Annotated in this window: 30 protein-coding genes and 1 tRNA gene; 10 read left to right on the top strand and 21 right to left on the bottom strand. The window is 31.9% G+C overall.

The features are described from left to right. Positions 1 to 14: 14 nt before the first annotated feature. Positions 15 to 839 (bottom strand): ABC transporter permease, encoded by an 825-nt coding sequence (locus ACFQ0I_RS17200; protein ID WP_379944226.1) that lies wholly within the window; start codon positions 837 to 839, stop codon positions 15 to 17. 16 nt (positions 840 to 855) lie between these two features. After that, on the bottom strand, positions 856 to 1752 hold the full coding sequence (locus ACFQ0I_RS17195) for an ABC transporter ATP-binding protein (RefSeq protein ID WP_379944225.1): 897 nt from the start codon (positions 1750 to 1752) through the stop codon (positions 856 to 858). Positions 1753 to 2057: 305 nt separating this feature from the next. Here ACFQ0I_RS17195 and ACFQ0I_RS17190 point away from each other — a divergent pair, with 305 nt between their 5' ends. Further along, positions 2058 to 3119, top strand: coding sequence for a hypothetical protein (locus ACFQ0I_RS17190; RefSeq protein WP_379944224.1), 1062 nt, complete (start codon positions 2058 to 2060; stop codon positions 3117 to 3119). 6 nt (positions 3120 to 3125) lie between these two features. On the opposite strand, the gene ACFQ0I_RS17185 is transcribed toward ACFQ0I_RS17190, so the two are convergent. From ACFQ0I_RS17185 to ACFQ0I_RS17170, 4 genes are all read right to left on the bottom strand, one after another. Next, entirely contained in the window at positions 3126 to 3641 is a 516-nt protein-coding gene (locus ACFQ0I_RS17185) for an IS1096 element passenger TnpR family protein (RefSeq protein ID WP_379944223.1), read from the bottom strand. 37 nt (positions 3642 to 3678) lie between these two features. Next, on the bottom strand, positions 3679 to 4695 hold the full coding sequence (locus ACFQ0I_RS17180; protein WP_379944222.1) for a COX15/CtaA family protein: 1017 nt from the start codon (positions 4693 to 4695) through the stop codon (positions 3679 to 3681). A gap of 46 nt (positions 4696 to 4741) precedes the next feature. After that, positions 4742 to 6160 carry a CCA tRNA nucleotidyltransferase gene (locus ACFQ0I_RS17175; protein ID WP_379944221.1) on the bottom strand — a complete coding sequence of 473 codons (1419 nt, stop codon included), beginning with the start codon at positions 6158 to 6160 and terminating at the stop codon, positions 4742 to 4744. 68 nt (positions 6161 to 6228) lie between these two features. Continuing rightward, positions 6229 to 6789 (bottom strand): L-threonylcarbamoyladenylate synthase, encoded by a 561-nt coding sequence (locus tag ACFQ0I_RS17170; protein ID WP_379944220.1) that lies wholly within the window; start codon positions 6787 to 6789, stop codon positions 6229 to 6231. A gap of 105 nt (positions 6790 to 6894) precedes the next feature. On the opposite strand from ACFQ0I_RS17170, the gene ACFQ0I_RS17165 reads away from it, so the two are divergent. Continuing rightward, on the top strand, positions 6895 to 7548 hold the full coding sequence (locus ACFQ0I_RS17165) for a DUF1919 domain-containing protein (RefSeq protein ID WP_379944219.1): 654 nt from the start codon (positions 6895 to 6897) through the stop codon (positions 7546 to 7548). A 35-nt stretch (positions 7549 to 7583) separates the two neighbouring features. Further along, on the top strand, positions 7584 to 8336 hold the full coding sequence (locus ACFQ0I_RS17160; RefSeq protein WP_379944218.1) for a lipopolysaccharide kinase InaA family protein: 753 nt from the start codon (positions 7584 to 7586) through the stop codon (positions 8334 to 8336). On the opposite strand, the gene ACFQ0I_RS17155 is transcribed toward ACFQ0I_RS17160, so the two are convergent. The 4 genes from ACFQ0I_RS17155 to ACFQ0I_RS17140 all read right to left on the bottom strand — a co-directional run bounded on the left by ACFQ0I_RS17155 (position 8337) and on the right by ACFQ0I_RS17140 (position 12136). Beyond that, on the bottom strand, positions 8337 to 9095 hold the full coding sequence (locus ACFQ0I_RS17155) for a glycosyltransferase family 2 protein (RefSeq protein WP_379944217.1): 759 nt from the start codon (positions 9093 to 9095) through the stop codon (positions 8337 to 8339). A gap of 34 nt (positions 9096 to 9129) precedes the next feature. Then, positions 9130 to 10230 carry a CDP-glycerol glycerophosphotransferase family protein gene (locus tag ACFQ0I_RS17150; RefSeq protein WP_379944216.1) on the bottom strand — a complete coding sequence of 367 codons (1101 nt, stop codon included), beginning with the start codon at positions 10228 to 10230 and terminating at the stop codon, positions 9130 to 9132. A gap of 8 nt (positions 10231 to 10238) precedes the next feature. Next, positions 10239 to 11213 carry a Stealth CR1 domain-containing protein gene (locus tag ACFQ0I_RS17145; RefSeq protein ID WP_379944215.1) on the bottom strand — a complete coding sequence of 325 codons (975 nt, stop codon included), beginning with the start codon at positions 11211 to 11213 and terminating at the stop codon, positions 10239 to 10241. Between the two features lie 107 nt (positions 11214 to 11320). Further along, positions 11321 to 12136, bottom strand: a complete 816-nt coding sequence (locus ACFQ0I_RS17140; RefSeq protein WP_379944214.1) for a 2,3,4,5-tetrahydropyridine-2,6-dicarboxylate N-succinyltransferase — start codon at positions 12134 to 12136, stop codon at positions 11321 to 11323. A gap of 330 nt (positions 12137 to 12466) precedes the next feature. Between ACFQ0I_RS17140 and ACFQ0I_RS17135 the strand changes: the two genes are divergently transcribed. The 6 genes from ACFQ0I_RS17135 (at position 12467) to ACFQ0I_RS17110 (ending at position 16070) form a co-directional block, all read left to right on the top strand. Further along, on the top strand, positions 12467 to 12775 hold the full coding sequence (locus ACFQ0I_RS17135) for a hypothetical protein (RefSeq protein WP_379944213.1): 309 nt from the start codon (positions 12467 to 12469) through the stop codon (positions 12773 to 12775). A gap of 113 nt (positions 12776 to 12888) precedes the next feature. Then, a complete protein-coding gene (gene ruvX, locus ACFQ0I_RS17130) occupies positions 12889 to 13299 on the top strand; it encodes a Holliday junction resolvase RuvX (protein WP_379944212.1) in 411 nt (136 codons plus the stop codon). Between the two features lie 77 nt (positions 13300 to 13376). Continuing rightward, the gene (def, locus tag ACFQ0I_RS17125) at positions 13377 to 13967 is read left to right on the top strand and encodes a peptide deformylase (protein ID WP_379944211.1); all 591 of its coding nucleotides are present in this window, start codon (positions 13377 to 13379) and stop codon (positions 13965 to 13967) included. Positions 13968 to 14021: 54 nt separating this feature from the next. Next, entirely contained in the window at positions 14022 to 14453 is a 432-nt protein-coding gene (locus ACFQ0I_RS17120; RefSeq protein WP_379944210.1) for a DUF5606 family protein, read from the top strand. A gap of 73 nt (positions 14454 to 14526) precedes the next feature. Then, a complete protein-coding gene (locus tag ACFQ0I_RS17115; RefSeq protein WP_379944209.1) occupies positions 14527 to 15087 on the top strand; it encodes a TlpA family protein disulfide reductase in 561 nt (186 codons plus the stop codon). 17 nt (positions 15088 to 15104) lie between these two features. Continuing rightward, positions 15105 to 16070: a D-2-hydroxyacid dehydrogenase gene (locus ACFQ0I_RS17110; RefSeq protein WP_379944208.1), complete on the top strand. Its 966-nt coding sequence runs from the start codon at positions 15105 to 15107 to the stop codon at positions 16068 to 16070. Position 16071: 1 nt separating this feature from the next. On the opposite strand, the gene ACFQ0I_RS17105 is transcribed toward ACFQ0I_RS17110, so the two are convergent. From ACFQ0I_RS17105 to ACFQ0I_RS17080, 6 genes are all read right to left on the bottom strand, one after another. After that, on the bottom strand, positions 16072 to 16755 hold the full coding sequence (locus ACFQ0I_RS17105) for a lycopene cyclase domain-containing protein (RefSeq protein ID WP_379944207.1): 684 nt from the start codon (positions 16753 to 16755) through the stop codon (positions 16072 to 16074). Positions 16756 to 16758: 3 nt separating this feature from the next. After that, a complete protein-coding gene (locus tag ACFQ0I_RS17100) occupies positions 16759 to 17208 on the bottom strand; it encodes a beta-carotene hydroxylase (RefSeq protein ID WP_379944206.1) in 450 nt (149 codons plus the stop codon). Between the two features lie 9 nt (positions 17209 to 17217). Next, complete coding sequence (locus ACFQ0I_RS17095; protein ID WP_379944205.1) at positions 17218 to 18057, bottom strand: phytoene/squalene synthase family protein; 840 nt, start codon at positions 18055 to 18057, stop codon at positions 17218 to 17220. Continuing rightward, on the bottom strand, positions 18054 to 19520 hold the full coding sequence (locus ACFQ0I_RS17090; RefSeq protein ID WP_379944204.1) for a phytoene desaturase family protein: 1467 nt from the start codon (positions 19518 to 19520) through the stop codon (positions 18054 to 18056). Before ACFQ0I_RS17090 ends, ACFQ0I_RS17095 begins: the two co-directional genes overlap by 4 nt. Positions 19521 to 19566: 46 nt before the next feature. Beyond that, positions 19567 to 20466 (bottom strand): MerR family transcriptional regulator, encoded by a 900-nt coding sequence (locus tag ACFQ0I_RS17085; protein ID WP_379944203.1) that lies wholly within the window; start codon positions 20464 to 20466, stop codon positions 19567 to 19569. A gap of 89 nt (positions 20467 to 20555) precedes the next feature. Beyond that, positions 20556 to 20640, bottom strand: a tRNA-Leu gene (locus ACFQ0I_RS17080). Between the two features lie 543 nt (positions 20641 to 21183). Here ACFQ0I_RS17080 and ACFQ0I_RS17075 point away from each other — a divergent pair. After that, positions 21184 to 22443, top strand: a complete 1260-nt coding sequence (locus ACFQ0I_RS17075) for a site-specific integrase (RefSeq protein WP_379944202.1) — start codon at positions 21184 to 21186, stop codon at positions 22441 to 22443. Between the two features lie 331 nt (positions 22444 to 22774). On the opposite strand, the gene ACFQ0I_RS17070 is transcribed toward ACFQ0I_RS17075, so the two are convergent. From ACFQ0I_RS17070 to ACFQ0I_RS17050, 5 genes are all read right to left on the bottom strand, one after another. Further along, positions 22775 to 23050 (bottom strand): hypothetical protein, encoded by a 276-nt coding sequence (locus ACFQ0I_RS17070; RefSeq protein WP_379944201.1) that lies wholly within the window; start codon positions 23048 to 23050, stop codon positions 22775 to 22777. Between the two features lie 4 nt (positions 23051 to 23054). Further along, positions 23055 to 23309: a hypothetical protein gene (locus ACFQ0I_RS17065; RefSeq protein ID WP_379944200.1), complete on the bottom strand. Its 255-nt coding sequence runs from the start codon at positions 23307 to 23309 to the stop codon at positions 23055 to 23057. A 172-nt stretch (positions 23310 to 23481) separates the two neighbouring features. Beyond that, a complete protein-coding gene (locus ACFQ0I_RS17060) occupies positions 23482 to 23958 on the bottom strand; it encodes a DUF6155 family protein (protein ID WP_379944199.1) in 477 nt (158 codons plus the stop codon). Positions 23959 to 24240: 282 nt separating this feature from the next. Then, entirely contained in the window at positions 24241 to 24870 is a 630-nt protein-coding gene (locus ACFQ0I_RS17055) for a hypothetical protein (RefSeq protein WP_379944198.1), read from the bottom strand. 338 nt (positions 24871 to 25208) lie between these two features. Next, a complete protein-coding gene (locus ACFQ0I_RS17050; RefSeq protein ID WP_379944197.1) occupies positions 25209 to 25421 on the bottom strand; it encodes a hypothetical protein in 213 nt (70 codons plus the stop codon). Positions 25422 to 25574 lie beyond the last annotated feature (153 nt).

Here is a 25574-nt window from a genome sequence, read left to right as displayed (position 1 = left end):
AGCTACCAAATATATTATAAATCGCGCTGTTTTAATAATCTGTACGATAAAAAGATGAATATGGCAGTCCAAACTAAAACAATCGCAATTTCATACCAATGTACTGCGTAATCGTAGCCTAAATTGGCCTTATCGGGAAATTTTGTCATTACCACACGTTGAAACGGTTGGTCTATAAGTTTGTACATTGATTTTAAAGGAAAGAAATTCTGAATTTTTTCTGCCATGTCTCCATTAATTTTCCACGCCATTAAGCCGAATAAAATCCATTCTATAATAAAAAGTATGAATAAGAAAGCCAATGCAAATGCTGATCGTTTTACCAACATTCCTAGAAATAAACACAAACTAAAAAAGCCTGTAAGTTTAACAAAATAAGCGACTAAAAAATTGGTTTCTCTAAGAATAATAGCGACTTCGTTATAGCTTGAATAATACAAACCAATACAAAATGAAATGAGAGTGATTAAAATGGTAGAAATTAATGAAAAGAAGACAATGGTGTAAAATTTAGATAGTATAAATTCTTTTTTACTAAGTCCATCTATTAGGTTTTGTTTTAGTGTTTTATTGCTGTATTCGTTTCCAATCATGCTTACCACTACGATGGCAAAAAAGAACTTGAATTGCGATGCAAAAAAAGTAGTGATATGCCAAATTAACGGAAAGTTGAAAATGCCTAATTCGCCTAATTCTAGTGTGAAAAAGCCGAAAACATCTATTTTAAACGAGGACAGTAAAATAACAAAGAATGGTAAAACGAATGAAATAAAGATAAGAACGGTACTGGTTCGGTTAAGTAATAACTTTTGTAATTCTAAATTTAGTAATCGTAACATTTGGCTGGTTTTGGTATTAATTTTTGTCCGTTAGTTGTAAAAATTGTTCTTCTAAACTTTCTTTGCGTTGCACTAAATGTGTGAGTGTAATACCGTTTTGAAATAGTAATTTATTAAAATCGTCTGATTTTAAAGGTTCGTTTAAAAATGCCGTTACTAGATTATCTTTCACTTTTACTTTTCCAATGGCTGGTAGGTTTTCAATAAATTTTATTAATTCGTTTTGCTGATTGCTTTTAAGCTCGAAGAAGCCATGACTGGAAATCATTTCATCAACTCTACCAGAGTACAATTTTTCGCCTTTTCTAAGTACTACAACATGCGAGCATACTTTCTCGACTTCGTCCAGTAAATGCGATGCTAATAATATGGTAGTACCATCGGCAGCAATTTGTTTTATAATTTCTCGAATTTGATGAATGCCTTGTGGGTCTAGTCCGTTCGTAGGCTCATCTAAAATTAAAATTTCTGGTTCGTTCAATAGGGCAGAAGCAATGGCTAAACGTTGTTTCATACCCAACGAATAGGTGCTAAATTTGCTATTTTTTCGTTCTAAAAGCCCAACAATTTCTAACTTTTCTTCTATTTTATTATACGCTACGCCTTTAATCTTACACACAAGTTTCAGGTTTTGGGCAGCTGTCATGTATGGGTAAAAGTTTGGTCGTTCAATTATGGCGCCCACTTTTTTTAGAGCATCGTGGGTTGTGGTATGCCCATCGAACCATTTAAAATCGCCATGCGTTTTGTTTACCACATTTAAAACAATTCCTAACGTAGTAGATTTTCCGCTGCCATTTGGACCTAAAATGCCGTAAACATTGCCTTTATTTATGGTAAACGACAAATCTTTTACGGCGGTTAAATATCCAAATCTTTTGGTGAGGTTGCTTATTGTAAGTATTGGCTCCAAATTGTATTTTTTATAGAATGAAGATTGTACGATAATTAGTTACTAAAGTATGACGATAGTTCTAGTTTTTTGTTACATGTTTGTTAAAATAAACAGGTTTGCTGATGTTTTTTCGAATTAGGGATTGCTCGGAAGTGTCGGGAGAAATCCTTTTTTGAGGCACGAAAAAAAGAATGTAATGAAAAGCCCGACCTGGTTCCTGAACTTGTTTCAGGATAAAGCTAGCGCCCAAATTGATAAATTTAATTTAGTGTAGTAGTTGAATTTACTAGTAAAAAGCTTTAAATTTGAATAAGTTTTAATATATGCAAGATTTAAAAATTTCGAAACGAAAGCCATCGTATGCTATTTCGTCTGAGCTGAGTGAGTACCTAACTGAATACAACAGAAACATAAAATTACCAATTTTTTATGATGATTTGTTACGTTTTCAAGGGTCGATTGTGGTATATGATAAAGAGGATAACGACACCTTGTGGATTCGGGTTTACTATAATGAATTTGATAGACAAGAAATTGATGTTTCTTTAAAAAAAGTGTACACTATTTTGCACTCTGATGGGAATGAAAACACTTTGCCTTTTCTAAGTGTCGATGCTATTGATTTTTGCTCTTTTGCAAATTCGAAGCCTTTTAGAATTAAAATTCGAAATATTTTAAACGATAATTTCACTTATTTTTATATTAAAAAAGCCGATGCATCGCGTATTTATGGTTTAGAATTAGAGCATATTTTATCGCCATACAATTTAAATTTTTTGGTTTATAAAGATACGTTGATTGAAGAGCATATTGCTGGAATCCCGGGAGATGAGTTTATTAAAAATTTTCTTCCGAAATGCGATAAATCCGAACGATCTCAAATAGCCAAAGAGTTTGTGAAATTTAATGAGCGTTGCATGATTAGACTTTTAGGCGATATGCGCTCGTACAATTACGTGATTGTGCCAACCCACGATTTTGATCAGGTTGTTTATAAAATTAGAGCTATAGATTTCGACCAGCAATCTTTTGAAGGGAAGTTTAATATTTATCGACCTCAGTTTTTTAAAGAAAATTTAAAAATGGTTGAATTGGTTTCTGAAACGTTTCAAAAACTTTCTATAGACCAATACAAAATCGAAGAACGCTCTATATTAGTAAAGCGTTTAAAAAGTTATTCTAATAGAATACAAAGGTTGTTAGATTGTATGGCTGTAGATAATATTTCGTATGATGAAAACGTGAATATGTTGAAAAAAACGATTTATAGCTATACACAAGATAAAAAGTTTAAGAAATGTAAAAACATGGGCGAAATTTTAAAAAATGCCCTAAACTTTTTAAATCGAAATTATGAAGATGTAAAACCGAAAGGATATAGTTAATTGGGTTTAATTCCAGTTTTCGTCGAAATCTAAATTGTCGTAATCTTCTAAGTCTAATTCGTCTTCGAACTCGTCAAAATCGTCGTAGTCGTCATCGGCATCAAACGATTTTTCTGGAGCTGTATCTGGAATTTGACCATGCGCAAACATTAAGTTTGGATAATCGACACCTTGCGATTCTTCAACAATTTCAGCCAATTCAACAAAAAAGGTCCACATACTTAAAAAGTCGTAAACATAAATAAGTTTAGGTTGCATTTCGAAAACAACATCGCTAATCGTAGTTTCGGCCATTAAACGAGCCGAAGCATCTTCACTTAAATCGAATAACGAGATTTCTTCACCTTGATTCCATTGGTTATCACTTAAATAAAAGGATGCCATTTCGGTACCATCAAAACCAAAAGATTGGGTAATAATGTTGTGTAAATCTTCAAGTGTATCGGTTTCTCTAATTTCTAAATCGCGAAACACATCATCATCAACATCGTTGTCAAGTATAACTCTAAATCTGTAAATCATAACTAAAAAATATTTTGCAAATGTATGTTTTTTAATCTTATTTGGTGAATCTATGCAGAGTAAAAGTCATAGCACTTAATAAGAAAAATGCACCAACTTGATGTGCTACTCCAAGCCATACAGGTACATTAAGTAAAATTGTGAAAACACCTAAAATAAATTGTAGACCAACAATAAGTAACAAATAATTTATGGCTTTGGCTTGTATGATGGTTAGGTTTATTGTTTTCGATTTTCTCCAAATGATAAAAATAAATATAACAACAACATAGGCGAGTATTCTGTGAACAAACTGCACACCACTTTTACCTTCAATTAAATTTTTATAAAATGGGGTTTGCTCTATATAAACGGTTTCGTGCATGAACTTACCCTCACTCATCATTGGCCAATGATTGTGAATAAAACCAGCATCTAAACCTGCAACAAACGCCCCGTAAATAATTTGGATTATTAGAACTGCGAGCCCCCAGCGAATTAAATTTCTAAAGCCAATATTTACTTTTTTCTTGTTGGGCAAAATTAAGTCTAAAGTCACCCAAAAGGTGTATGCAAAGGTGATAAACGCCGTTATTAAATGTGCCGCTAAGCGGTAATGGCTAACATCTGGATTATCAACCAAACCACTTTTTACCATATACCATCCCATAAATCCTTGGAATGCGCCCATGCACAATAAAATAATGGATTTTTTGATGGTGGGTTTGGTAAGTTGTTTTGTAATGAGAAAGTATAAAAACGGAATAATGAACACAAGCCCAATCATTCTACCAATAAAACGGTGTAACCATTCCCAGAAGTATATGTCTTTAAAGTCTTGAAGATTAAAGTGATTGTTAAGTTTTTTGTATTCAGGGTATTGTTTGTACAAATCGAATGCTTCATGCCATTCTGCTTCGTTCATAGGAGGAAGCGTCCCAGAAATAAGTTTGTAGTTGGATATGGATAGACCAGAATGTGTAAGTCTGGTTATTCCACCTACTACAACCATTATAAATATTAAAAAGCATCCTGTTAATAACCAATAAATTACTTTTTTGTTGTCTTTTTTCATGATAGCCACGAATTCACGAATTTTGTTAATTGTTAATTGTTAATTGTTAATTGTTAATTGTTAATCCAAGTTTTTCCCCCTCTTTCAACATCAATTTATAAGCTGCTTCATATTCATTTGGGATTTCACCTTCTAAAATAGCTTCTTTGATAGATTCTTTTATAATTCCAATTTCTCTAGACGGTTTTAAATTAAATGTTTCCATAATTTCTTCGCCAGAAATAGGTGGTTGAAAGTTACGCACATGATCTCGCGCTTCAACTTCTATAATTTTTTCCCGAACCAGCTTAAAATTATTGTGGTATTTATTAAATTTTTTAGGGTTTTTTGTGGTAATGTCGGCTTCACAAAGCGTCATTAAATCATCAACAAAATCGCCCGCATCAAACACTAATCTGCGCACTGCCGAATCGGTAACTTCTTCGTTAGCAAGTGCAATGGGGCGTGAACTCATAAATACCATTTTCTGTACAAATTTCATTTTGTCATTCAATGGCATTTTCAGTCGTTTAAATAAACGATACACCATTTTAGAGCCTTCAAATTCATGGGCGTGAAATGTCCATCCCACTTTTTTGCTGAATTTTTTGGTGGGTGCTTTGCCAATATCGTGCAGTAATGCGGCCCAACGTAACCATAGATTATCGGTGTTTTTGGCAATATTATCAACGACTTCTAAAGTGTGGTAAAAATTATCTTTATGGCGCTGACCTTCTACTTCATCAATACCTTTTAAAGCAATAAGCTCTGGTAAAATATGTTTTAATAAACCCGTTTGCTCTAAGAGTAAAAAGCCGATGGATGGTATTTTACTTTCAAGAATTTTGTTTATTTCTACCACTATACGTTCGTTGGTAATTATTTTAATTCTTTCAGAATTTCTTGAAATGGCAGCTAACGATTTTTTTTCTATTGTGAAATTAAGCTGTGTGGCAAACCTTATCGCCCTTAACATGCGAAGCGGATCGTCGCTAAATGTAATATCTGGATTTAATGGGGTGCGAATAATTTTGTTTTTTAAATCTTCGATACCATTAAAAGGATCGAGTAAATCACCAAAATTGGCTTCACTTAAATCTAACGCGAAGGCATTAATTGTAAAATCACGTCTGTTTTGGTCGTCTTCAAGCGTCCCATTTTCAACGGCAGGATTTCTACTGTCTTCGTTATAAGATTCTACACGAGCTCCAACAAATTCAATTTCTATATCGTCATAGCGAAGCATGGCGGTGCCATAGGTTTTAAAAACCTGAACTTTTGGCTTAGTAGGTAAATTTTTGGCAACTTGTTTTGCCAGACTTATACCGTCGCCAATGGCAACAACATCTATATCTTTAGCAGTACCTCGTTTTAAAATAAAATCGCGTACAAAACCGCCAATAACGTAACTATCTATATTGAGCTCTTTGGCAGATTTAGATATTATTTTAAAAATAGGATGTTGTAATGCTTCTTTGTAATTCATTTATGAAAATTCAATAATCAAATTCAAAAAACCAACGATTATAAGGAGTTTGAATTTTTTGGCTCTTATTATTCACGAATAATCTTCACAACACCATTGTTACTTAATTTGATAATTGACGATGGTTTGTCGCAAATTTTTTCGTGGTGCAAATTTACAACATAGTCTACACCTTTTAAAACCTCTTGTTGTATTTCTTTAAATGATTTAGGTGTTGGAAAACCACTTAGATTCGCCGATGTTGAAACTATCGCGCCATTTAATTTTCTACACAGCTGAAAACAAAATTCATCATCAGGAATTCTTATAGCGATGGTGCCATCTTCAGCTATTAAATTCGCAGCCAAATTTTGCGCATCATCATAAATTATAGTAGTTGGTTTATCGGTCACTTCAATAATATTTAAAGCGACTTCAGGTATTTTTTTTACGTATTTTTTCAGCATTCTATCATCGGCTACTAAGCAAATTAGAGCCTTACTGTCTATACGTTGTTTTAATTCGTAAACTTTTTTTACCGCTTCTGGGTTTGTGGCATCACAACCAATTCCCCAAACAGTATCGGTTGGGTAAAGTATAAGTCCACCATTTTTCAATGCTTTTAAAGCATTATTAATCTCAGTTTGCATATCATAAATTAAGGATGCCAAATTTACTATTAGTTTTTTACATTGTATAAAACTTTGTAGTTTTGTTAAGAATAGCAGATGCTCTGTTTTTATAGATGCATATTTATGATAAGAAAAGTTGAAGTTTTTATAAAAAGAAAATTAAGGCAAACGTTTAGGGCGATTCTTAGTAAAAAGGATATAAAAGCATTAGAAGACAGAAATTTTGTAATTGTTTCTAATAATTGTTGGGGAGGATCTTTGTATGATTGGTACAAAAGACCCTTTAACTCGCCTTTTATAGGGTTGTTTTTATATGGCCCGTGTTATTTGAAAGTGCTTTCTAATTTTGAATATTATTTAAAACAAGAGTTAAAGTTTATACCCCAATCAAAATATCCCGACAGACCTAAAAGCTATCCGGTAGCACTTCTTGCTGATGCAGAAATACATTTTACACATTATGATTGTGAAGAAGTGGCTAAAGAGAAATGGAACCGTAGAACAGCTAGAATGCTCGCAGAGCCCAATTTAGATAATTATTTTTTTAAAATATGCGATAGAGAGCGGGTAACACACGAGCATTTAAAAACCTTTCACGAATTGCCTTTTAAGAATAAAATTTCTTTTGGTTTAAAAAGTTGTCCGGTTTTAGAAAAAGAAAATCATATTAAAATTGTCGAATCCCATAACAACAATAATAAATTTGTACCTAACGGTAAAAAATTATTTAAATTGACATTTATATATTTTAAAGTGAATAAATGGCTGCTCAAATAGAGTTTTTTAGAATGAAAACTTTGTAATATTGCAAAATGAAAAGTGTTTTTAACAATATACAAAGCGATAGATACAAGCATCAACTCACAGATATTATTGAGAATTTCGATACAATAGAAGGTGGTGAGGGTAAAAGAAACATTATAAAAATAATTAATCTTGAAGGTGTTGATTTGAATATAAAGGCCTTTAAAGTGCCAAATTTTATAAATAAAATTGTTTACAATTTTTTTAGAAAAAGTAAAGCCCAACGCTCGTTTGAATACGCCAAAAAATTAATAGAACTAGGCGTGGGTACACCAAAGCCCATGGCGTATTTCGAATTTAAATCGATACTTTTCTTTGGAAAGAGTTTTTACATAAGTGAACAATTAGATTGCGATTTAACTTATCGTGAGCTTACTAAAGATTTTAATATTCCTGATTACGATTCAATTTTAAGAGCATTTACTAGGTTTACTTTTTCTTTGCATGAAAAAGGAATTAACTTTTTAGATCATTCTCCTGGAAATACGCTGATTAAAAAAAACGGGAATTCGTACGATTTCTTTTTAGTCGATTTAAATAGAATGCAATTTGGTGCAATGGATTTTGAAACGAGAATTAAAAACTTTGCGCGTTTAACAATTCATAAATCCATGGTCGAGGTAATGAGCGATGAATACGCCAAATGTTCTGGTGAAGATTACAGTAAAGTGTTTAATTTAATGTGGCATGAAACTGAAGCGTTTCAAGAGAAATTCCATCGAAAAAAGCGACTGAAAAAGAAATTGAAAATTAAAAAATAACTAAGATTTAAGTTTCCAGAGCCTATAGAGTTTCACATATTTAAAAAAGGTTGCGTTGTAAGTTTGCACACAAATAACGAATCCGTTTAACCCATCTAAAAATCCGAGTCTTAAAAAATAAGCTTTAAAAAAAGCCCAAGCGGGTCGGTATATTATTTTCCAGATGGACGATTTCTTGCCTAATTTATAATACGCACCAGCTGCAATGGTTGAAAATCGCTCCACTTTCTGGTTGTGGTCGGAATAATCGCGGTAAATCCAATGCAACAAGTCGCCCTTTAATTTCCCAGGTTTAAGACCTTTTTTTAATTTATATGAATCATGCGGATTAATACCTTTCCACTCACCGCTATCTTTTTTAAACAATCGTAATTTTTTATCGGGATACCAATCAGAATGTTTTATCCATTGGCCACAATAGTTATTTAACCGGTTGCAGCAATAGCCATCAAACTGCCATGATTCTTTAACCTTTAAAATACTGGTTTTTAAAGGTTCAGAAAGCGCTTCATCACCATCAAGCGATAAAATATAATTGTTACTCGCTAAAGAAACCGCATAGTTTTTTTGCTCAATATAGCCTTCAAAGGCATGTTGAATAAAAGTAACGTTAAATGCTTTGCAAATTTCGGGTGTTCTATCAGTTGAAAAAGAATCAACTACAATAATTTCATCGGCAATTCCTGCTAAAGAACTTAAGCATTTTTCTAAATGTTCTTCTTCATTATAGGTTATAATTACTGCTGAAAGTTTAATCATTATAAGTAGGTTTTTTTATAGGAAGTAAAGCTCTTTAATGTTTTTTAATGGTGTAATGCTTGTCAAAACTTTTTAATGTAAAATATCCCAAGCGCTTTCTTATTTTATATTTACGGAGTAAGTTAAGCGGCTTGTTTTTTAAGTAGCTTTTGTCTTTATTCAAAAATGAAATACAAGCATCAACAACACGTTTGCTTGATTTTCCATCGCTGTAAGGATGTAAGTTATTAATGTAGCTTTGTATTTTATGAAGTAATTCTTCCGACGGATTTAGAGCTGTTTTAAAAGCATTTTCAATGGCGCTTGCATCTTCAATATTTATTAAAAAATCTTCGTGGACTTTATGTTTGAAAGTTACAACAGGTTTTTTTTGCAGTACAAATTCTTGGATGGCAGATGTGGTGTCAGCAAAAAGAATATCGGCTTTAAAAAACAGCGGTGTTAAGTCGGTCGTATCAAAAAACGTGAAATTTTCATTGGTTAGCGATTGCCATTTTTTTATAATGTGTGTTGGCAATTTTGGATGCAAAACCATTATGAATTTATAATTATTTGAGTTTGAAAGTCTTTTAATTTCATTGAAAACGGCATCATTATAAGCTAAACTTAAACGTTCGGTAAAAGTTGAAGCAATCATGATAATTGGAAGTTGCTGAGTATTTTTTTGTAATGCATCTCTATTTTTTTCTAAAGGAAACATAGGGTCTACTTTACTCCAGCCAGTTTCTATAACTTCAAAATATTTTAATTCTTTGGAAAGACGTGTGAATTCAGTAGTGGTACTAGGGCCTTGAGTACAGTACAAATCAAAAAAACCACGAATTCTGAAATGATAGAATCCACCATTTTTTAAAGGTCTTTTTTTAGCAAAAAAACCATGAAATATTTGCACTTTTAAACCTGTTATAAAATCTGGAACATCATCAGTTGCAGCTAAAACTATGTCGGGTTTATAATCAATTACATCTTGAATACTTCCCAGTAAATTGGTTTTATTTTTGAGTGTGTTTTTGCCGTTATCTAGGTCGCTAAACCATTTTACAGTATCGCCACGGCTTATAATTTCTTGTTCCAATGGATTTCCAATAGGTACTGCGTAGCTATATGATATGTAAATTAGAAATTTGTATGGCATAGGTTTTATTATATCTTTTTGTCTAACCAATTTAGAATGTATTCTTGAGTTTTTGTGTCAGCCATTTCTAAGCTTTGAAACGTAATAAACAGCTTGCTTTTGTTAATATCATACCAAAATAATTTTAGCTTAACCATAAAATGATTTTTATAGGATCTGAAATACGTTAATTTTGTGTTACTAGTAAAGTAGTAATTGTTGTTTTTTACTTCCAAGTGATCTGATAAGGAAAAAATAAAAAAATTCTTTTTGTTCCTAAATTTATATTTTATGTTATTCGTTATATCGTAGTTTTCAAAAAAATTAACAAGTGTTGATTTTCTAACAGGATATGGTGAGTGAAATCGTCTTACATATCGTTTTGTTCCAGCTAATTTTGCGCCATTTTGTTGTAATTCCTTAAAACTTGGATTTTTTTTGATAGGTTTACCCGTAAGCGTAAGTAGTTTATGGTAAGCGTTCCTAATTTTTCGGTCTTCATTAAATGATTTCCAAAGGCCTCTTATAATAGGTTTGTCGTTTATAAAAAAATCATTGGGTTGCATTGTTTTCATTATAAAAAAATCGTCATTGAAAATCACAAAGTGTTCCGATAGGTTTGGTATTTTAAATAACATACATTCTATTGAGCTGGAATTGAAACAAGGTAAAAACTCTTCAAAACCTTTAAATATAACTTTGTGGTCAATTATTTCCAGATTAACGCCAGATGATTTACCCAATGCTTTTAAACTTTCAAAATCATCGGGTATTTGTTCATCCGTTACTAAATATATGTTTTTAAAAAAAGGGGCGTATTTTATAATGGATTTGATCGCAATATTTATTTCACCAATAGAATTAAAGCGAACACTTTCTTTCTTTTTTGAGAAATCTATTTTTACTTCTAAGTGCTGGTTTATTTTTTCTTGCCACTTTTTGTCATTGCCGTCAACCCATGTAATGACTGCATCAAGTTGAATGTTATGATTTTTTTCTTTCATCTATTAACGCATTTAGAATTGTCATTCATTTCTGCAACTTATTGGCACATGTTAAAACACTAAAATTTTCAAATTATGATTAAAAACTGTGATTGTAGCCTCCTTTTTTAAACCGCCACATCATTATCACGAAGCGCGTTATTTAAAGATGTTTTCTTATCGGTGCTTTCTTTACGTTTTCCAATAATTAATGCACATGGTACTTGGTATTCGCCAGCAGCAAACTTTTTAGTGTAACTTCCTGGAATGACTACCGAACGCGCTGGCACGCGACCTTTCATCTCCACAGGGGTGTCTCCAGTAACATCAATTATTTTGGTACTCATTGTCAACACAACATTTGCACCTAAAACAGCTTCCGTTTCAACACGAACACCTTCAACTACAATACATCTCGAACCAACAAATACGTTGTCTTCAATAATAACAGGAGCTGCTTGTAATGGTTCTAAAACACCACCAATTCCAACACCACCAGATAAATGTACGTTTTTACCAATTTGAGCACAACTTCCAACAGTCGCCCAGGTATCAACCATAGTACCTTCATCTACATACGCACCAATATTTACATAACTTGGCATTAAAATAGTGCCAGCAGAAATATAAGCACCATGTCTTGCCACAGCATGAGGCACTACACGAATTCCTTTTTCAGCATAACCTTTTTTTAAAGGAATTTTATCATGAAACTCTAATGGACCACATTCAATAGTTTCCATTTTTTGAATCGGGAAATATAAAACAACGGCTTTTTTTACCCATTCGTTCACTTGCCAGCCACCTTCAATAGGTTCGGCAACTCTTAATTCTCCTTTATCTAACAAATCGACAACCTGTCTGATAGCAGAAGTTGTTTTTTCTTCTTTTAAAAGATCTCTATTGTCCCAAGCTTGTTCTATGGTTTGTCTTAATTCGGTCATTTTGTTTTTTAATTTTTGGCAAATATAAGAGGTATGGTTTAAAAAACGGGAATGAAACGCTTATTAAATGAACTTTTACAACGAATAAATTAGTGTCGTTTATCGGTTGTAGTTGTGTGTTTAGTCGACTGTTTTTTCTTTAAAATTAAAATTTAGCCGGATGAAATACATTTTATGCGTTTTTGGTCTTTTAAATTGTGCTTTTTGTCTATTAATCGGTGAAAAATAGCATCTCCACTTGTAATCGAAAATACTAGCGCATATATCTAATTTATTGTGTGTGAGGCTTTATGTGGGTATATATTTGTCTCATCAAACAATAACAAACAGATGAAAACAAATTTCTACATATTATTAATCTTCTTATTAGCTTTCACTTTTGGAAATGCACAAAGCACTACTGAGGTTGTAAATAATGAAATTAATACTACTGTATCTGTTTCTAATGATGACAAACAAGTAACTGTTGAAACTACAACAACTACAGCAAACGAAAACGAAGTACTTTTAATTGATGCTTCTCAAGTTAAAGAATCTATAGCACGTAGTAGTGATATTAGAATTTACTTTAACCGTATTAGAAATGTAGATAATTTAAATATTTTGTTTCCTAAAATGAATGTAGCTGAAAAAGCTTAATTATAAAGATTTCATATTCAAATATTACAATAAGGTTAAACTATTAAAAAAGGCTTTCTGAAAAGAGAGCCTTTTTTTATTTTATTACATTATTTTTGCAGTAAAGATGTGTTATGGCTCGAATTTTAGCAATTGATTACGGATTGAAGCGTACAGGGTTAGCGGTAACCGATGAACTACAAATTATCGCTTCAGGACTTACTACTGTGAACTCAAATGAATTGCTGACATTTTTGAAGGATTACCTTAGTAAAGAATCTGTGGAGCTTTTTATAGTTGGAGAACCTAAGCAAATGGATAACACTGCTTCTGAAAGTGAGGTCTTGATTGTGCCGTTTTTAAAAAAGTTGGAAGCGCAATTTCCTAAAATACCTATTAAGCGTGTAGACGAACGCTTTACTTCTAAAATGGCATTTCAAACCATGATAGATAGTGGCTTAAAAAAAAACCAAAGAAAGAATAAAGCGTTGGTAGACGAAATAAGCGCCACACTTATTTTACAAAGTTATTTGTACTCCAAATAGTAGAATTCTTCAAATAAATTTTACCATCATTCAATTTAAGTGTTGTATTTTTGCAACTTGTAACACAAAATAAAATCATGATTTTACCCATTATTGCCTATGGCGATCCTGTTTTAAAAAAAGTTGGAGTCGATATAAATAAAGATTACCCAGAGTTTGATACGCTTCTCGAAAATATGTTCGATACCATGTACAATGCTTGTGGTGTTGGTTTAGCTGCGCCTCAAATCGGACTCTCAATTCGATTGTTTATTGTCGATACAGCGCCTTTTTCAGATGATGAAGATTGTACCGAAGCAGAACAAAAGGATTTAAGAGAATTTAAACGTGTGTTTATTAATGCCAAAATACTTGAAGAAGAAGGCGATGAGTGGGCTTTTAATGAAGGTTGTTTAAGTATTCCAGATGTACGCGAAGATGTTTTTAGAAAACCTAAAATTACCATAGAATATCTTGATGAAAATTTTGAAACTAAAAAAGAGAGTTTCGACGGATTAATTGCACGCGTAATTCAGCATGAATACGATCATATTGAAGGCATTTTGTTTACCGATAAATTATCAAGCCTTAAAAAACGGTTAATAAAAGGAAGACTTAGTAATATTTCGAAAGGAAAAATTAACGTTGATTATAGAATGCGTTTTCCAGACCAAAAAAAGAAACGATAATATTTGTAATACACCAATAAACAGTGGATATTTGCCACTTTCAAAAAATAATTTATGAGTTTAGAAAAAGTACTTGCTATTGCAGGAAAACCAGGATTGTATAAGCTAATAGCGCAAACGCGTGGTGGTTTTGTAGCAGAATCATTATTAGATAAAAAAAGACTATCGGTTAATGTGAGACAAAATGTGAGCGTTTTAAGTGAAATTGCTATTTATACATTAACAGAAGAAGTGCCTTTAAAGCAAGTTTTTGAAAATATTAAAAATAAAGAAAACGGCGGACAAACTTCTGTAAAGGCAAAAGACAGTAAAGATGCTCTAGAAGAGTATTTCTTTGAGGTTTTACCCGATTATGATGAAGATAGAGTCTACGTAAGTGATATTAAAAAGGTGATTCAGTGGTATAATTTATTACATGAACATAATATGTTAGATTCAGATGAAGCTAATGTAAAGAAGGTTAAATCTAAAGACGAAGAAGAATAGATAAACGCTTTGTTTTTATTAAATTTAGGGCATAGTTTCAAAATAGAAATTATGCCTTTTTTAATTTGTAGTCATGAAAATTTCGAAAAAAACAATTAGTAATGTTGTATTTGTAATTGTAATCGCTTTATTAGTTATTCCACAAACCAGACAACCTATTCAGGTGTTTTTGCAAAAAGGCATTGCCTTGGTAAAGCCCATATCGATTAATGAAGAAAAACTAACAACGATTTCCAATTATAAATGGATGTTAACAGACGAAAACAACAACCGGTATAATTTTGAAGAAGCCAAAGGAAAGGTTGTTTTAGTTAATTTTTGGGCTACGTGGTGTCCGCCATGCATCGCAGAAATGCCAAGTTTCCAAGCACTTTATAATGATTACAGTGATAAAATAGTATTTCTATTCGTTACGAATGATCCGTATACCGAAATAAACTCGTTTTTGGAAAAGAAAAATTACACATTTAAAGTGCATAGACCAGTAACCAAGTATCCTGATTATTTCGATATTTCAACAATTCCGAGAACTTTTTTAATAGACCAAAATGGAAATATCATAATAGACGAATCTGGCGCTGCTAATTGGAATAGTAAATCGGTGAGAAGTACGATTGATAAATTGCTTAAATAATGCTTTAAACGAAACAAATGAAGATTGTTGTATTAGATGGTTACACCTTAAATCCTGGCGATTTAAGTTGGGATAAAATTAAAGAGTTCGGCGAATTAAAGGTTCATGATAGAACCGATTTTAACCCTATAGAAGTCTTAAGAACTATTGGTAATGCAGAAATCGTATTTACCAATAAAACACCCATCACCAAATATGTACTTAGTAAAGCCCCAAACATAAAATACATTGGTGTATTAGCTACAGGATATAATGTAGTAGATATTAATACAGCTAAAGAATTGGGGATTCCAGTAACAAATGTACCAGTTTATAGTACCAAAGCGGTTGCGCAATTTACTATGGCACTCCTTTTAGAAATGTGTCATCATGTTGGCAATCATAATAATGCGGTACAAAAGGGGGATTGGACAAAATGTAAAGATTTTTCTTTTTGGAATACGCCACTTATCGAATTGTCTGGCAAAACTATGGGGATTATTGGTTTTGGTAGAATAGGGCAGGAAACTGCTAAAGTTGCTCAAGCGTTTGGTTTAAATATTTTGGCTTATAACAGAAGTACGAATTTAGAATTGGAGTCTGAAACTTGCAAATATGTGGCATTAGATGAACTGCTTCAGACTTCAGATATTATAAGTTTGCATTGTCCGTTATCTGAATCTACACAAGGTATGATTAATCAGGAATCACTATCTAAAATGAAGGATGGTGTTATGATTATTAATACTTCGAGAGGTGGTCTCATTGTTGAAAACGATTTGAAAGAAGCGCTTAATTCTGGAAAAGTGGGTGGAGCAGCTGTAGATGTGGTTTCAATAGAACCTATTAAAGCCGACAACCCTTTGTTGAATGCTAAGAACTGCATCATTACCCCGCATATAGCCTGGGCACCAAAAGAATCTAGAAGTCGATTGATGCAAATGGCTGCCGATAATCTTGCGGCTTATTTAAAAGGAACACCAGTAAATGTTGTAAATATTTAATTTAATTAGATTTATTGATAGATTTCATCACAAAAAGATTCAATAGAATGAGTGTGAATGCATAAACAGAATCTTCAATAGGAATCGTAAATAAGCGAATATTTAAATTTTCGCTATTATTATACCAAACCACTTCATTGTCGATGAAGCTTCCAGTTAAAATGCCATTCACAATAAAAAACGGAATGAGCATAACTAAAAAGGTTAACAAATACGATTGAAGAATTTTTGGATACTTAGTAACCACAAGCAGTGTTAAAATAGTAGCCAACGAAAAATTTACAAACGTGTACCATTTGTCGTAGTTGTATATTGAAATTATCAAAAAAGTTAATACGAGTATATAACTAATTAGTTTGGTTTTTCCGATAGAAAGTTTCAGGTTTGGGAAATAATATAACAGCGAATAATGTGTAAACACACAGGCGTAAGGGATACAAATAAAAAACAACCATTCTTCAATGGGTAAACTAAATAATTCTTCACCCAGATAATAGTTGGAATTAAATCCCCAAATACCGTTAATTGTAAAGAAAACATCCCACGGAATAAAAATAAGCATGCTTATTAATATACCAAGGCCTAAAGATTTCCAGTGTTTATAAAATTTTAATTTTGGATGAAAGCTAAATAGAAAGGGGATAGATAAGGAACCTAAATTTAACAGCAGATATAAATAAGACATCTCTTATTTTTTAAAATATTTAAAAGGAACGAGGAGCATTCCGAAGCATTCCCCATCCTTTTTTCCTAAGTGTTTATGGTGCATTTTATGTGCACGTCTTACACCTTTTGCATACCAGTTGTTGGCATTTCTAAAAAGTTTAAAACGTTGATGTATAAAAATGTCATGCACTAAAAAATAAGATAATCCATAAGCAAAAATACCTACGCCTATGGGTAAACCTGCCCAAAAAATATCGTATTTCCAAAGTAAAAAACAAGCAATACTTACAACAGCATAAAATATAAAGAAGGCGTCGTTACGCTCAAACCAACTGTCATGGTCTTTTTTATGATGGTCTTTGTGTAGATACCATAAAAACCCGTGCATTATGTATTTATGCGTAAACCACGCCATAAATTCCATGAAGCCATACGTTGCTAAAAATATAAGTATCCAAAGTAGTGTTTGCATGTTATAAATTTACAATATATTTAATTGATATTTAACATAGCTGCGCATCAATAATTCCACTTTTTTTGGATTAGAAACCCTAATCCTGGTGTTTCGTATTTGAAGCGCTGGCGTTTTTTTAAGTTTTTTCAATAGTTGTTTGTAGTATCTGTAGGCCATAAAAACTCCAAACTTCGCCTCCAAAGGCAATTTTTTAATCCCGCTTAAGCCTTGTTCAAAATCATTTTCAATATCATCAATAATTTGTTGTTTTGAATTTTCATCTAACTGATTTAAATCAACATTCGGAAAATAACTCCTATTTAATTCGTCGAAATCTGCTTTTAAATCTCTTAAGAAATTCACTTTTTGAAATGCCGAACCTAAAGACATGGCTGAGTCTTTTAAGGCATTAAATTTTTCTAAATCACCTTTCACAAAAACTTTTAAACACATTAATCCAACAACATCGGCAGACCCATAAATGTATTCTTTGTAATCTCCTTCGTTTAAATAGGTGCTTTTATGTAAATCTAAACGCATACTTTTCATAAAGGCATCTACCATGCTTTTATCGATATTGTATTTATGATAGGTATGTTGAAATGAATTTAGAATGGGGTTTAAACTAATTTTATCTTTCAAAGCCAGTTCTAAATCTTCCGAAAATTTATTAAATAAGGTTTCTTTATCATAATCATGGAAGGAATCCACTATTTCATCTGCAAATCTTACAAAACCATAAATATTGTATATATCCATTCTTATGGATGGCGCAAGCATTTTGGTAGCCAACGAAAATGACGTGCTGTACATATTGGTAACTGTTTTGCTACAGCTATAGGAAACGGAGTCGAATAATGATTTCATATTTGGTGATGTTTTATGATTAAATCGGATACTAATTTTCCTGAAATTAAAGAAGGTGGTACACCCGGACCAGGAACGGTTAATTGACCAGTGAAAAACATATTTTTCACTTTTTTACTTTTTAACTTAGGCCTTAGAAATGCTGTTTGCAACAGTGTATTTGCCATGCCGTAGGCATTTCCTTTGTATGAATTGTAATCTTTAATAAAATCATTAACGCAATAGCTTTCTTTAAAAATAACATTTTTTTTGACATTTTGCGAAGTTAAATGCTCAAAACGGTCTATAATTTTATTAAAATAAGTTTCTCTTAATTCTGGAGTGTCCTCTAAACCAGGGGCTAACGGTATTAAAAATATGCCAGCCTCTTTACCTTCGGGTGCTGCATGACTATCTGTTTTGCTCGGGAAACTTGCATAAAATAATGGATTTTCAGGCCATTTAGGATTGTCGTAAATAGCTTCTGCGTGCACATCAAAATCAACATCAAAAAAGAGTGTATGATGGTTTACATTTTGTAATTTTTTATCGAATCCTACATAAAATAGGAGAGAAGATGGCGCAAAAGTTTTTTTATCCCAGTATTTTGCAGAATACTGCCTGTATGTTTCTGGTAATAAAGATTCGGTATGATGGTAATCGGCACCACTTAAAACCACATCCGATTTGTATGCTTTCCCTTTTGAAATAATACCTGATGCTTGTCCGTTTTCTACCGTAATGCTATCAATAGAAGCATTTGTTTTAATGGCAACACCTAAATCTTGCGCCAATTTTTCTATCGCTAAAATGACCTGATACATACCTTTTTTGGGATGATAGGTGCCTAGACCAAAATCGGCATAATTCATAAAACTATAAAATGAAGGCGTATCATTTGGTTTTGCGCCTAAGAACAAAACGGGAAATTCTAGTATTTTAACAAGTCTGTCGTTTTTAAATTCTTTTCTAACATCTCGTTTAATCGTGCTAAAGAACTGATTTAGTTTTCCAATGGTCGCGGGCGATACTAATTCGAGCGGCGAAACTCCAGGATTGTAAACCAGATCTTTAATTGCAATATCGTAGTTGCTTTTAGCTTTTGCTATAAATTGCGTTAGTTTTTTAGAGCTTCCTGCTTCTTCTTTTTCGAAAGCTATTTTTATTTTGTTTAAAGTATCTTCAATAGTGATGTAGTCGTCTTTCCCAAAATAAACGGAATACGCCGGATTTAGTTTTTCTAAGGCGTAATAATCGGAAGGCAATTTGCCAAAATCGGCAAAAAAGCGTTCAAACACATCGGGCATCCAATACCAAGTTGGGCCGATATCAAACGTAAATCCATCTTTTATTAATTGTCTGGCGCGACCACCTATGGTATTGTTTTTTTCAAAAATGGTTACGTCGTAGCCAGCTCTAGCTAAATAGCAGGAAGCTGCCAACGAAGAGAACCCAGAACCGATAATGTTTATAGTTGTTTTCATAATTGTTTAACAAATATACAAAAATGTTAAACAAAAACAAATCTATTTAGAGTTCTTTTACTAAATTTTCTATGGATTTATAGACCGTAATATTTTTTGGTAAAGTTTTGGTGTTGAAATCGGTAAATTTTTGTCCTAGTAAGAGTAGTTCGGAACCTGTTTTTTGAAGTAATTCTTCATTAAATTTATTTAAATAATCAGCTATTTGATCGTCTTCAGGATAAACAGTAAAATACGATACGAACGTAATATCTTCAAAAAAATCAAATAAATCCGTTAAACTATCCATTGGTACACTTTCGCCTAAAAATATCGTGTGATAGCCTTTGCTTCTTAATTCATAATTAATGAAAAGTAAACCAATATCGTGTATTTCGTTGTCTGGCAAGAACAACACATAAGTTTTTGAGTTGGGTTTTGGTTCCAAACTCTGTAAACGTTCTAAATTTAAAAGAATTTTTTGTTTTATATGGATAGATATAAAATGTTCGTGTGCTGGCGAAATAGTACTTGTTTGCCAAAGTAATCCAATATCTTCAAGCAGTGGTAAAAAGACAGAATAGAATATGTTATTGAAGGTTTTATTTTCAATAAGATTGTTGTACGTGTTGTAAAAAAGCACTTGGTCAAAATTCAACATCGCTACTTTAAACGCATTAATGGCGTGGTCTTCTACCTTACCTCGAGATGCGATTTCTCTAACTTTAATAGGAATTTCTTCTTCTTTTAGACTTGCAATCTTCGAGATTTTTAAACCGTTATTATTTAAATAGGAAATATTAAGTAGTTTTTGAAAACTAGCTAAGCTATAATTTCTAATGTTTGTATCCGTTCTATCCGGACTCAGTAAATTATAGCGTTTTTCCCATATTCTAATAGTATGAGCCTTTATGCCGGTAAGATTTTCTAAGTCTTTAATACTAAAGTTAACTTTAATATTGTTCATTAATATCTAATTTAAGTTAAACAAAAGTAGAGATATTAATTGATTAAATCAAAAGATAATGAAGATTTTAGTGTTTTTATAAAGAAAAGTGCGCACAAGAAGACTCGAACTTCCACATTCTAAGCGAATACCAGCCCCTCAAGCTGGCGCGTCTACCAATTCCGCCATGTGCGCATTATGTATTTAGTAAAAATAGAAAAAGTTAAGCAATAACGCTTAACTTTTTCTTGTGACCGGGCTGGGGTCTGAACTTGTCTTTTAATCAATTGATATTCAAAAAGTTATAGTTTTTGTGTTATATGTACGCACCGATTAGCGAACCAAATAATTGCTTTAATATAAAATGAACTTATTTGAATGCAAATACGTACAATTACATTCAAAATACAAAGATAGCATATTACCTAATAAATATTCATAAATATTTATTTTTTTATCACATTTATAACCCGAAGGTTACTGGTTTGAATCCAGTCGAGGTCACTAAAAGCTAATATAATTAGCAACAAAACCATGTAAGTCTTATGATTTACATGGTTTTCAGGTTTTTAGGAGTACATAAGATTTGAATTGATTTGATTTTAAATGTGTGCTAAAAGGATACCTTTTTTCAAAGTGTGTGCTTAGCCCACACTTTGATCAAATTACTTCATTGAATTAGAATAGTTGATTTGACTTTCGTCTCGATAAATGTTTAATAATTTAAAGACGACAACTATGCGTACAAAACACACTTTTTCAACACTATTTTTAGTGCAAAGTTCTAAAGCAATCAATAGCGAAGCGCCACTTTATGCAAGGATTACAGTAAACGGTAAACGAATTGACATTAGCTTAAAAAGGAAAATTCCTTTACATCTATGGGACAGTGCCAAAAAGAAGGCACGAGGTAATTCAAGGGAGGCTCGACAAATCAACCAGTATTTGGCTCAGGTGCAAACACAACTTTTTCAATGCTACCAAGATTTAAAATTCAAAGGAGAACTTATCACGGCAAAATTGATAAAGGAAATTTATTTGGGTGAAGATGAAAACTCCAAGACACTCCAAAATATTTTAGAATACCATACGAGTAAAACGGAAAACACATTTGCTTCTGGAACTGTACGAAATTTTGGGGTAACTGAAAGATACATTAAAAAGTTTCTCAACAAACACCTAAACACTACAGATGTTTATCTTAATAAGCTTGATTATAAATTTATTTGTGATTTTGAAAATTTCCTTCACAGCTATTGGCCAAAAGGCCATCCAAAAGCAATGGGCAATAATACCATAATGAAACACATTCAAAGATTACGAAAAATGGTAACGCTTGCCTTTCATTTAGAATGGATAGATAAAGACCCTTTTGTTAGATGGAAACCAACTTATGAAAAAACCGATAGACCTTATTTGACGGAAAATGAACTATCAAATATTGAGTCCTATCAGTTCTCAATAGAAAGGCTAGAACGAGTAAAAGATTTGTTTGTTTTCAGCTGCTATACCGGTATTGCATATATTGACCTAATGAATTTAACAAAAAACAATATTCTTAAAGGGATAGATGGTAACGATTGGATATTTACGAATCGTCAAAAAACTAAATCTTCTGTTAAAGTTCCGCTATTAGAAAAAGCACAATATCTTATTAATAAATATCAGGATCATCCTATGTGCCAAATAACTGAAACTTTATTTCCTAATATCACCAATGAAAAAGTTAACTTTTATCTCAAGGAGATTGCAAATGCAGTAGGTTTGAAAAAGAACCTCACTTTTCATATGGCTCGACATACATTTGCCACCACTGTTACTTTAAGTAATGGAGTTCCAATTGAAACGGTTTCTAAACTTTTAGGTCACTCTAAGATAGCTTCAACACAAATATATGCAAGAGTTATTGAGCGAAAAGTCAGTGATGATATGCAAAAGCTAAAGGAGCAACTTTTGAAAGCCAAGAGTAATTCAGATAAAGTTAACCATAAATTGTAATTAACCACTAAAGTGGATGGGACGGATGATGAGAACCATTAAAAGCGGATAATTTGAACCAGATCATTTACGGCTTTAAACTAATACAATACAATGAGTTATAGATAATTTAACTATGTTCACTTTTTTTCGCCGAGGGTGGTGTTTTCTTGCCGTTTTTTGCAACTTTGTGTGATACGTTAAATTAAAGCCAACGTTTATGTGTATGGAAAGTTGCGTGTATGTATGCGTGGATTTTCCGAAGGAAAATCAGACGCTAGCAAACAAAGCAACTAACATTGTGCAAGCTAAAAATAGCAATTTTTCATACACGGTGTTAGGCACTGGCTTCTCATATTTTCTTTTGTCTCAAATTATATAGGTCAATAAATTTGTGTAATTCATCTTCCATGTCGGCAGTAGGAAAATATTTTTTCATTTCTGTATCAAATTCTATCCATTTTTCTAAACCAGCATCCTTGGCAAAGGAAAATATATTTTGCTCTAAACTCTCAGTTTTTTTTGATAGACTATCATCTTTTATTTTGTGGCTGTTTAGCATCCATTCTCCACAATATACTATAGTTAGTAGAGTTTTATATTCCTCTTTTGTAAATTCTATTTTCATGATTTTATTCAAATGGCTCTTTTGGGAGTTTTTTTAAATTTTTTATATATCTATCATTATCAAATGGTTTACCCATTTTAATAATTTCAAACAATTCTATAGCCACACATTGTCCTATCATCTGTCGGGATTGAAAGTCATTGTATCCATTCATTGTCAATTTGTTATATGTGATTTTTGTTTCAGGAGGGTCATTATTTTCCAATTGATTTTTTACTATTTCTAGAATCTGCTCTCGTAATATTTCATTATTTTTCATGGTCAAACGGATTTTCCAACTTGTACCTAAGGTTTATACGTATAAGAAAAGTTGCGTGTTTGTGTGCGAGGATTTTCCGAAGGAAAATCCGAAGCTAGCAAACGAGCAACTAACTTTGGTTTAGCTAAAATTAGCAATTTTTTTTATTTGTTAGCCACTGGCATGTTTTTCGTTAATACTCTAATTCAATTCCATATTCACTGGCTTTTGAAGATAAAGATATTACTTTCTCGTTATATTTATCTTCGATTCCAAGTTCAGAAATTCCATTTATTGCGTTGTCAAACATTTTTCCTAATGCTATATAATAATTCTCATCCCAATATCCAAAATCTTCAATAATTTCTAGGCAACAGCTAACATAATGTAATTCCAATTCAATATTTAGTTCCGTGATATTCATTTTGCGAACTGTGCGAATTATTTTTCGAGCTTCATTCTCACGTAAATCCATATTTCTCCCATTTGGATAAATATATCTTTCGATTTCTTTTTTATATTTTTCTGTTAGCTGTTCAATATCTCTTGTGGTTAATATGTTCAAGTAGTTTTTTGCATCAGGAATTTTTTTATACATCTCTAAAATCAGTTTAATGATTTCAGTTTCGGTCATTTGATTTAATTCCTTTTTCAATTCTCTAAGTGCCATGTTTAGCTCCAATGTTGTTGTTTTTTCAGCTTGTGTCTACCCGGTCTCGGCTATGAGTAGTTGCGTGATTTAGTGGTTAATTTTGCAAGTACACACCAAACTGAAAATCCGCGAGGATTTTCAGAAGTAGGCGAGAACAAGCAATTACTTTTAGCCATTGTTGACATTTCGTTGTTTAATTTTGTTCTATCCAACTAAATTCATTTTTCTAATCATTTCATTCACAATAATAGTAATGATTCTTATCGATAGTTTAAATTTATTGAAAACGAAGTTTCGAGATTATAACCTATATCCAACTAGGAAATAAAGCTTGTTTAATTTTGAATTTGCACTATCCTCAGAGACTCCATCTGTTATTTCATATCTAACTTCAAATGATAGTTTGTTAAATTTTGTTCCTAGCCCCATGATAATACCAAACTCGTGATTTTTCACATCGGGTATTGCCAAACCATTTGATACTGTTTGAACAGAAAAAACATTACTTTCAATTCTTCTATAGTTTTCTTCGGTTATTACCCATCCATTGGTCATCCCTAGGTTAAAGTATAGAGGTTGATTTGCCATCGAAAAACCGAAGCGAGCTAAATTGTTTAATTTTATAAAAGAATGACTGATTTTTGTATTAATAGTTGTGAATATATTTTCATTTTCAATGTCTTCATAGTGATTGGAGGATTTATAAGAGTAATACTGAATTTCATTATATAGCGACCATCCTTTATTTTTATTTAAAAAGAGTTCCAAATAAACACCAAATGAGATGTCAGTTGAAGATTTATATTTGGAATTTAGGTAGGGAAGTAACTTATGGTCATCAAATTTTAATGAGGTCATTGACGCTCCAATAAATATGCCTTTTTCTATTTTTATTCTTTTCTCGTTTTTATAATCAGGGGTAATACCCATACACTCGTAATATTTTTTAAAAACATTAAATAAGCTTAGAGTGTTGTAAGAAGAACTTTCAACAATTGATTTAATAGAAGAACAATCATTTAAATAGTATAATAATTGACCTTTGAACTTATTATTTTCTCTATTTTCATTCTTACTACTCTTATAAACTAGAATTAAATATTTACCATTTTGGTAGATGTAGTAACTTATGCTTTTATTCCTATCTTCATAAGAATATAAACTTTTATCACCTTCAACAAGGGTTTGTAAAAATACAGTTTTGACAGTATCGAATTCTGTTTGGATATTAGCAGATAAGTAAGTGGTGCCATTTGTTTTAAAGGCTCTTATGTTTTTAGGCGTGAACTTCTAACCATTTCATTTTGCAAATTCTTAAATTTAACTAAATTAGGTTGTTTATTTTCATATTCGATAGCACCATATATAGTATCTCCTTCTTTCTTTACAATGTAATCAGAATTAAATTTTTCTTGTCCTAAAGAATTTTGAACAAAAAATCCAAATAATATCATAATAAGTATAGAAAGTGTTTTTTTCATTTTTAAAGAATTTAAGTTAAATGTTAATGCTGATGGTGTAATTAAAATGGTTAATTTTTGATTGTATAAAATTTAATCAAGGGACAAAATGTCTAACGTTTATGTATATGGAAAGTTGCGTGTTTGTGTGCGAGGATTTTCCGAAGGAAAATC

Origin of the sequence: Mariniflexile aquimaris, assembly GCF_042676825.1 — a bacterium.
In the GTDB taxonomy this organism is placed as follows: Bacteria; Bacteroidota; Bacteroidia; order Flavobacteriales; family Flavobacteriaceae; genus Mariniflexile; species Mariniflexile aquimaris.
The sequence above is the reverse complement of the archived record's forward strand: the minus strand, read 5'-3'. Positions and strand labels throughout refer to the sequence as shown.

Bases quoted from the DNA above. Each gene is read 5' to 3' on its own strand.
- ACFQ0I_RS17100 (WP_379944206.1), bottom strand. From the start codon at position 17,208: ATGCAAACACTACTTTGGATACTTATATTTTTAGCAACGTATGGCTTC.
- ACFQ0I_RS17145 (WP_379944215.1), bottom strand. From the start codon at position 11,213: ATGAAAGAAAAAAATCATAACATTCAACTTGATGCAGTCATTACATGG.
- ACFQ0I_RS17085 (WP_379944203.1), bottom strand. From the start codon at position 20,466: ATGAACAATATTAAAGTTAACTTTAGTATTAAAGACTTAGAAAATCTT.
- def (WP_379944211.1), top strand. From the start codon at position 13,377: ATGATTTTACCCATTATTGCCTATGGCGATCCTGTTTTAAAAAAAGTT.
- ACFQ0I_RS17050 (WP_379944197.1), bottom strand. From the start codon at position 25,421: ATGAAAAAAACACTTTCTATACTTATTATGATATTATTTGGATTTTTT.
- ACFQ0I_RS17115 (WP_379944209.1), top strand. From the start codon at position 14,527: ATGAAAATTTCGAAAAAAACAATTAGTAATGTTGTATTTGTAATTGTA.
- ACFQ0I_RS17200 (WP_379944226.1), bottom strand. From the start codon at position 839: ATGTTACGATTACTAAATTTAGAATTACAAAAGTTATTACTTAACCGA.
- ACFQ0I_RS17185 (WP_379944223.1), bottom strand. From the start codon at position 3,641: ATGATTTACAGATTTAGAGTTATACTTGACAACGATGTTGATGATGAT.
- ACFQ0I_RS17090 (WP_379944204.1), bottom strand. From the start codon at position 19,520: ATGAAAACAACTATAAACATTATCGGTTCTGGGTTCTCTTCGTTGGCA.
- ACFQ0I_RS17170 (WP_379944220.1), bottom strand. From the start codon at position 6,789: ATGCAAACTGAGATTAATAATGCTTTAAAAGCATTGAAAAATGGTGGA.
- ACFQ0I_RS17065 (WP_379944200.1), bottom strand. From the start codon at position 23,309: ATGAAAAATAATGAAATATTACGAGAGCAGATTCTAGAAATAGTAAAA.
- ACFQ0I_RS17180 (WP_379944222.1), bottom strand. From the start codon at position 4,695: ATGAAAAAAGACAACAAAAAAGTAATTTATTGGTTATTAACAGGATGC.
- ACFQ0I_RS17165 (WP_379944219.1), top strand. From the start codon at position 6,895: ATGATAAGAAAAGTTGAAGTTTTTATAAAAAGAAAATTAAGGCAAACG.
- ACFQ0I_RS17140 (WP_379944214.1), bottom strand. From the start codon at position 12,136: ATGACCGAATTAAGACAAACCATAGAACAAGCTTGGGACAATAGAGAT.
- ACFQ0I_RS17160 (WP_379944218.1), top strand. From the start codon at position 7,584: ATGAAAAGTGTTTTTAACAATATACAAAGCGATAGATACAAGCATCAA.
- ACFQ0I_RS17060 (WP_379944199.1), bottom strand. From the start codon at position 23,958: ATGGCACTTAGAGAATTGAAAAAGGAATTAAATCAAATGACCGAAACT.
- ACFQ0I_RS17120 (WP_379944210.1), top strand. From the start codon at position 14,022: ATGAGTTTAGAAAAAGTACTTGCTATTGCAGGAAAACCAGGATTGTAT.
- ACFQ0I_RS17155 (WP_379944217.1), bottom strand. From the start codon at position 9,095: ATGATTAAACTTTCAGCAGTAATTATAACCTATAATGAAGAAGAACAT.
- ACFQ0I_RS17175 (WP_379944221.1), bottom strand. From the start codon at position 6,160: ATGAATTACAAAGAAGCATTACAACATCCTATTTTTAAAATAATATCT.
- ACFQ0I_RS17105 (WP_379944207.1), bottom strand. From the start codon at position 16,755: ATGTCTTATTTATATCTGCTGTTAAATTTAGGTTCCTTATCTATCCCC.
- ruvX (WP_379944212.1), top strand. From the start codon at position 12,889: ATGGCTCGAATTTTAGCAATTGATTACGGATTGAAGCGTACAGGGTTA.
- ACFQ0I_RS17075 (WP_379944202.1), top strand. From the start codon at position 21,184: ATGCGTACAAAACACACTTTTTCAACACTATTTTTAGTGCAAAGTTCT.
- ACFQ0I_RS17055 (WP_379944198.1), bottom strand. From the start codon at position 24,870: ATGGGTATTACCCCTGATTATAAAAACGAGAAAAGAATAAAAATAGAA.
- ACFQ0I_RS17190 (WP_379944224.1), top strand. From the start codon at position 2,058: ATGCAAGATTTAAAAATTTCGAAACGAAAGCCATCGTATGCTATTTCG.
- ACFQ0I_RS17070 (WP_379944201.1), bottom strand. From the start codon at position 23,050: ATGAAAATAGAATTTACAAAAGAGGAATATAAAACTCTACTAACTATA.
- ACFQ0I_RS17110 (WP_379944208.1), top strand. From the start codon at position 15,105: ATGAAGATTGTTGTATTAGATGGTTACACCTTAAATCCTGGCGATTTA.
- ACFQ0I_RS17095 (WP_379944205.1), bottom strand. From the start codon at position 18,057: ATGAAATCATTATTCGACTCCGTTTCCTATAGCTGTAGCAAAACAGTT.
- ACFQ0I_RS17135 (WP_379944213.1), top strand. From the start codon at position 12,467: ATGAAAACAAATTTCTACATATTATTAATCTTCTTATTAGCTTTCACT.
- ACFQ0I_RS17150 (WP_379944216.1), bottom strand. From the start codon at position 10,230: ATGCCATACAAATTTCTAATTTACATATCATATAGCTACGCAGTACCT.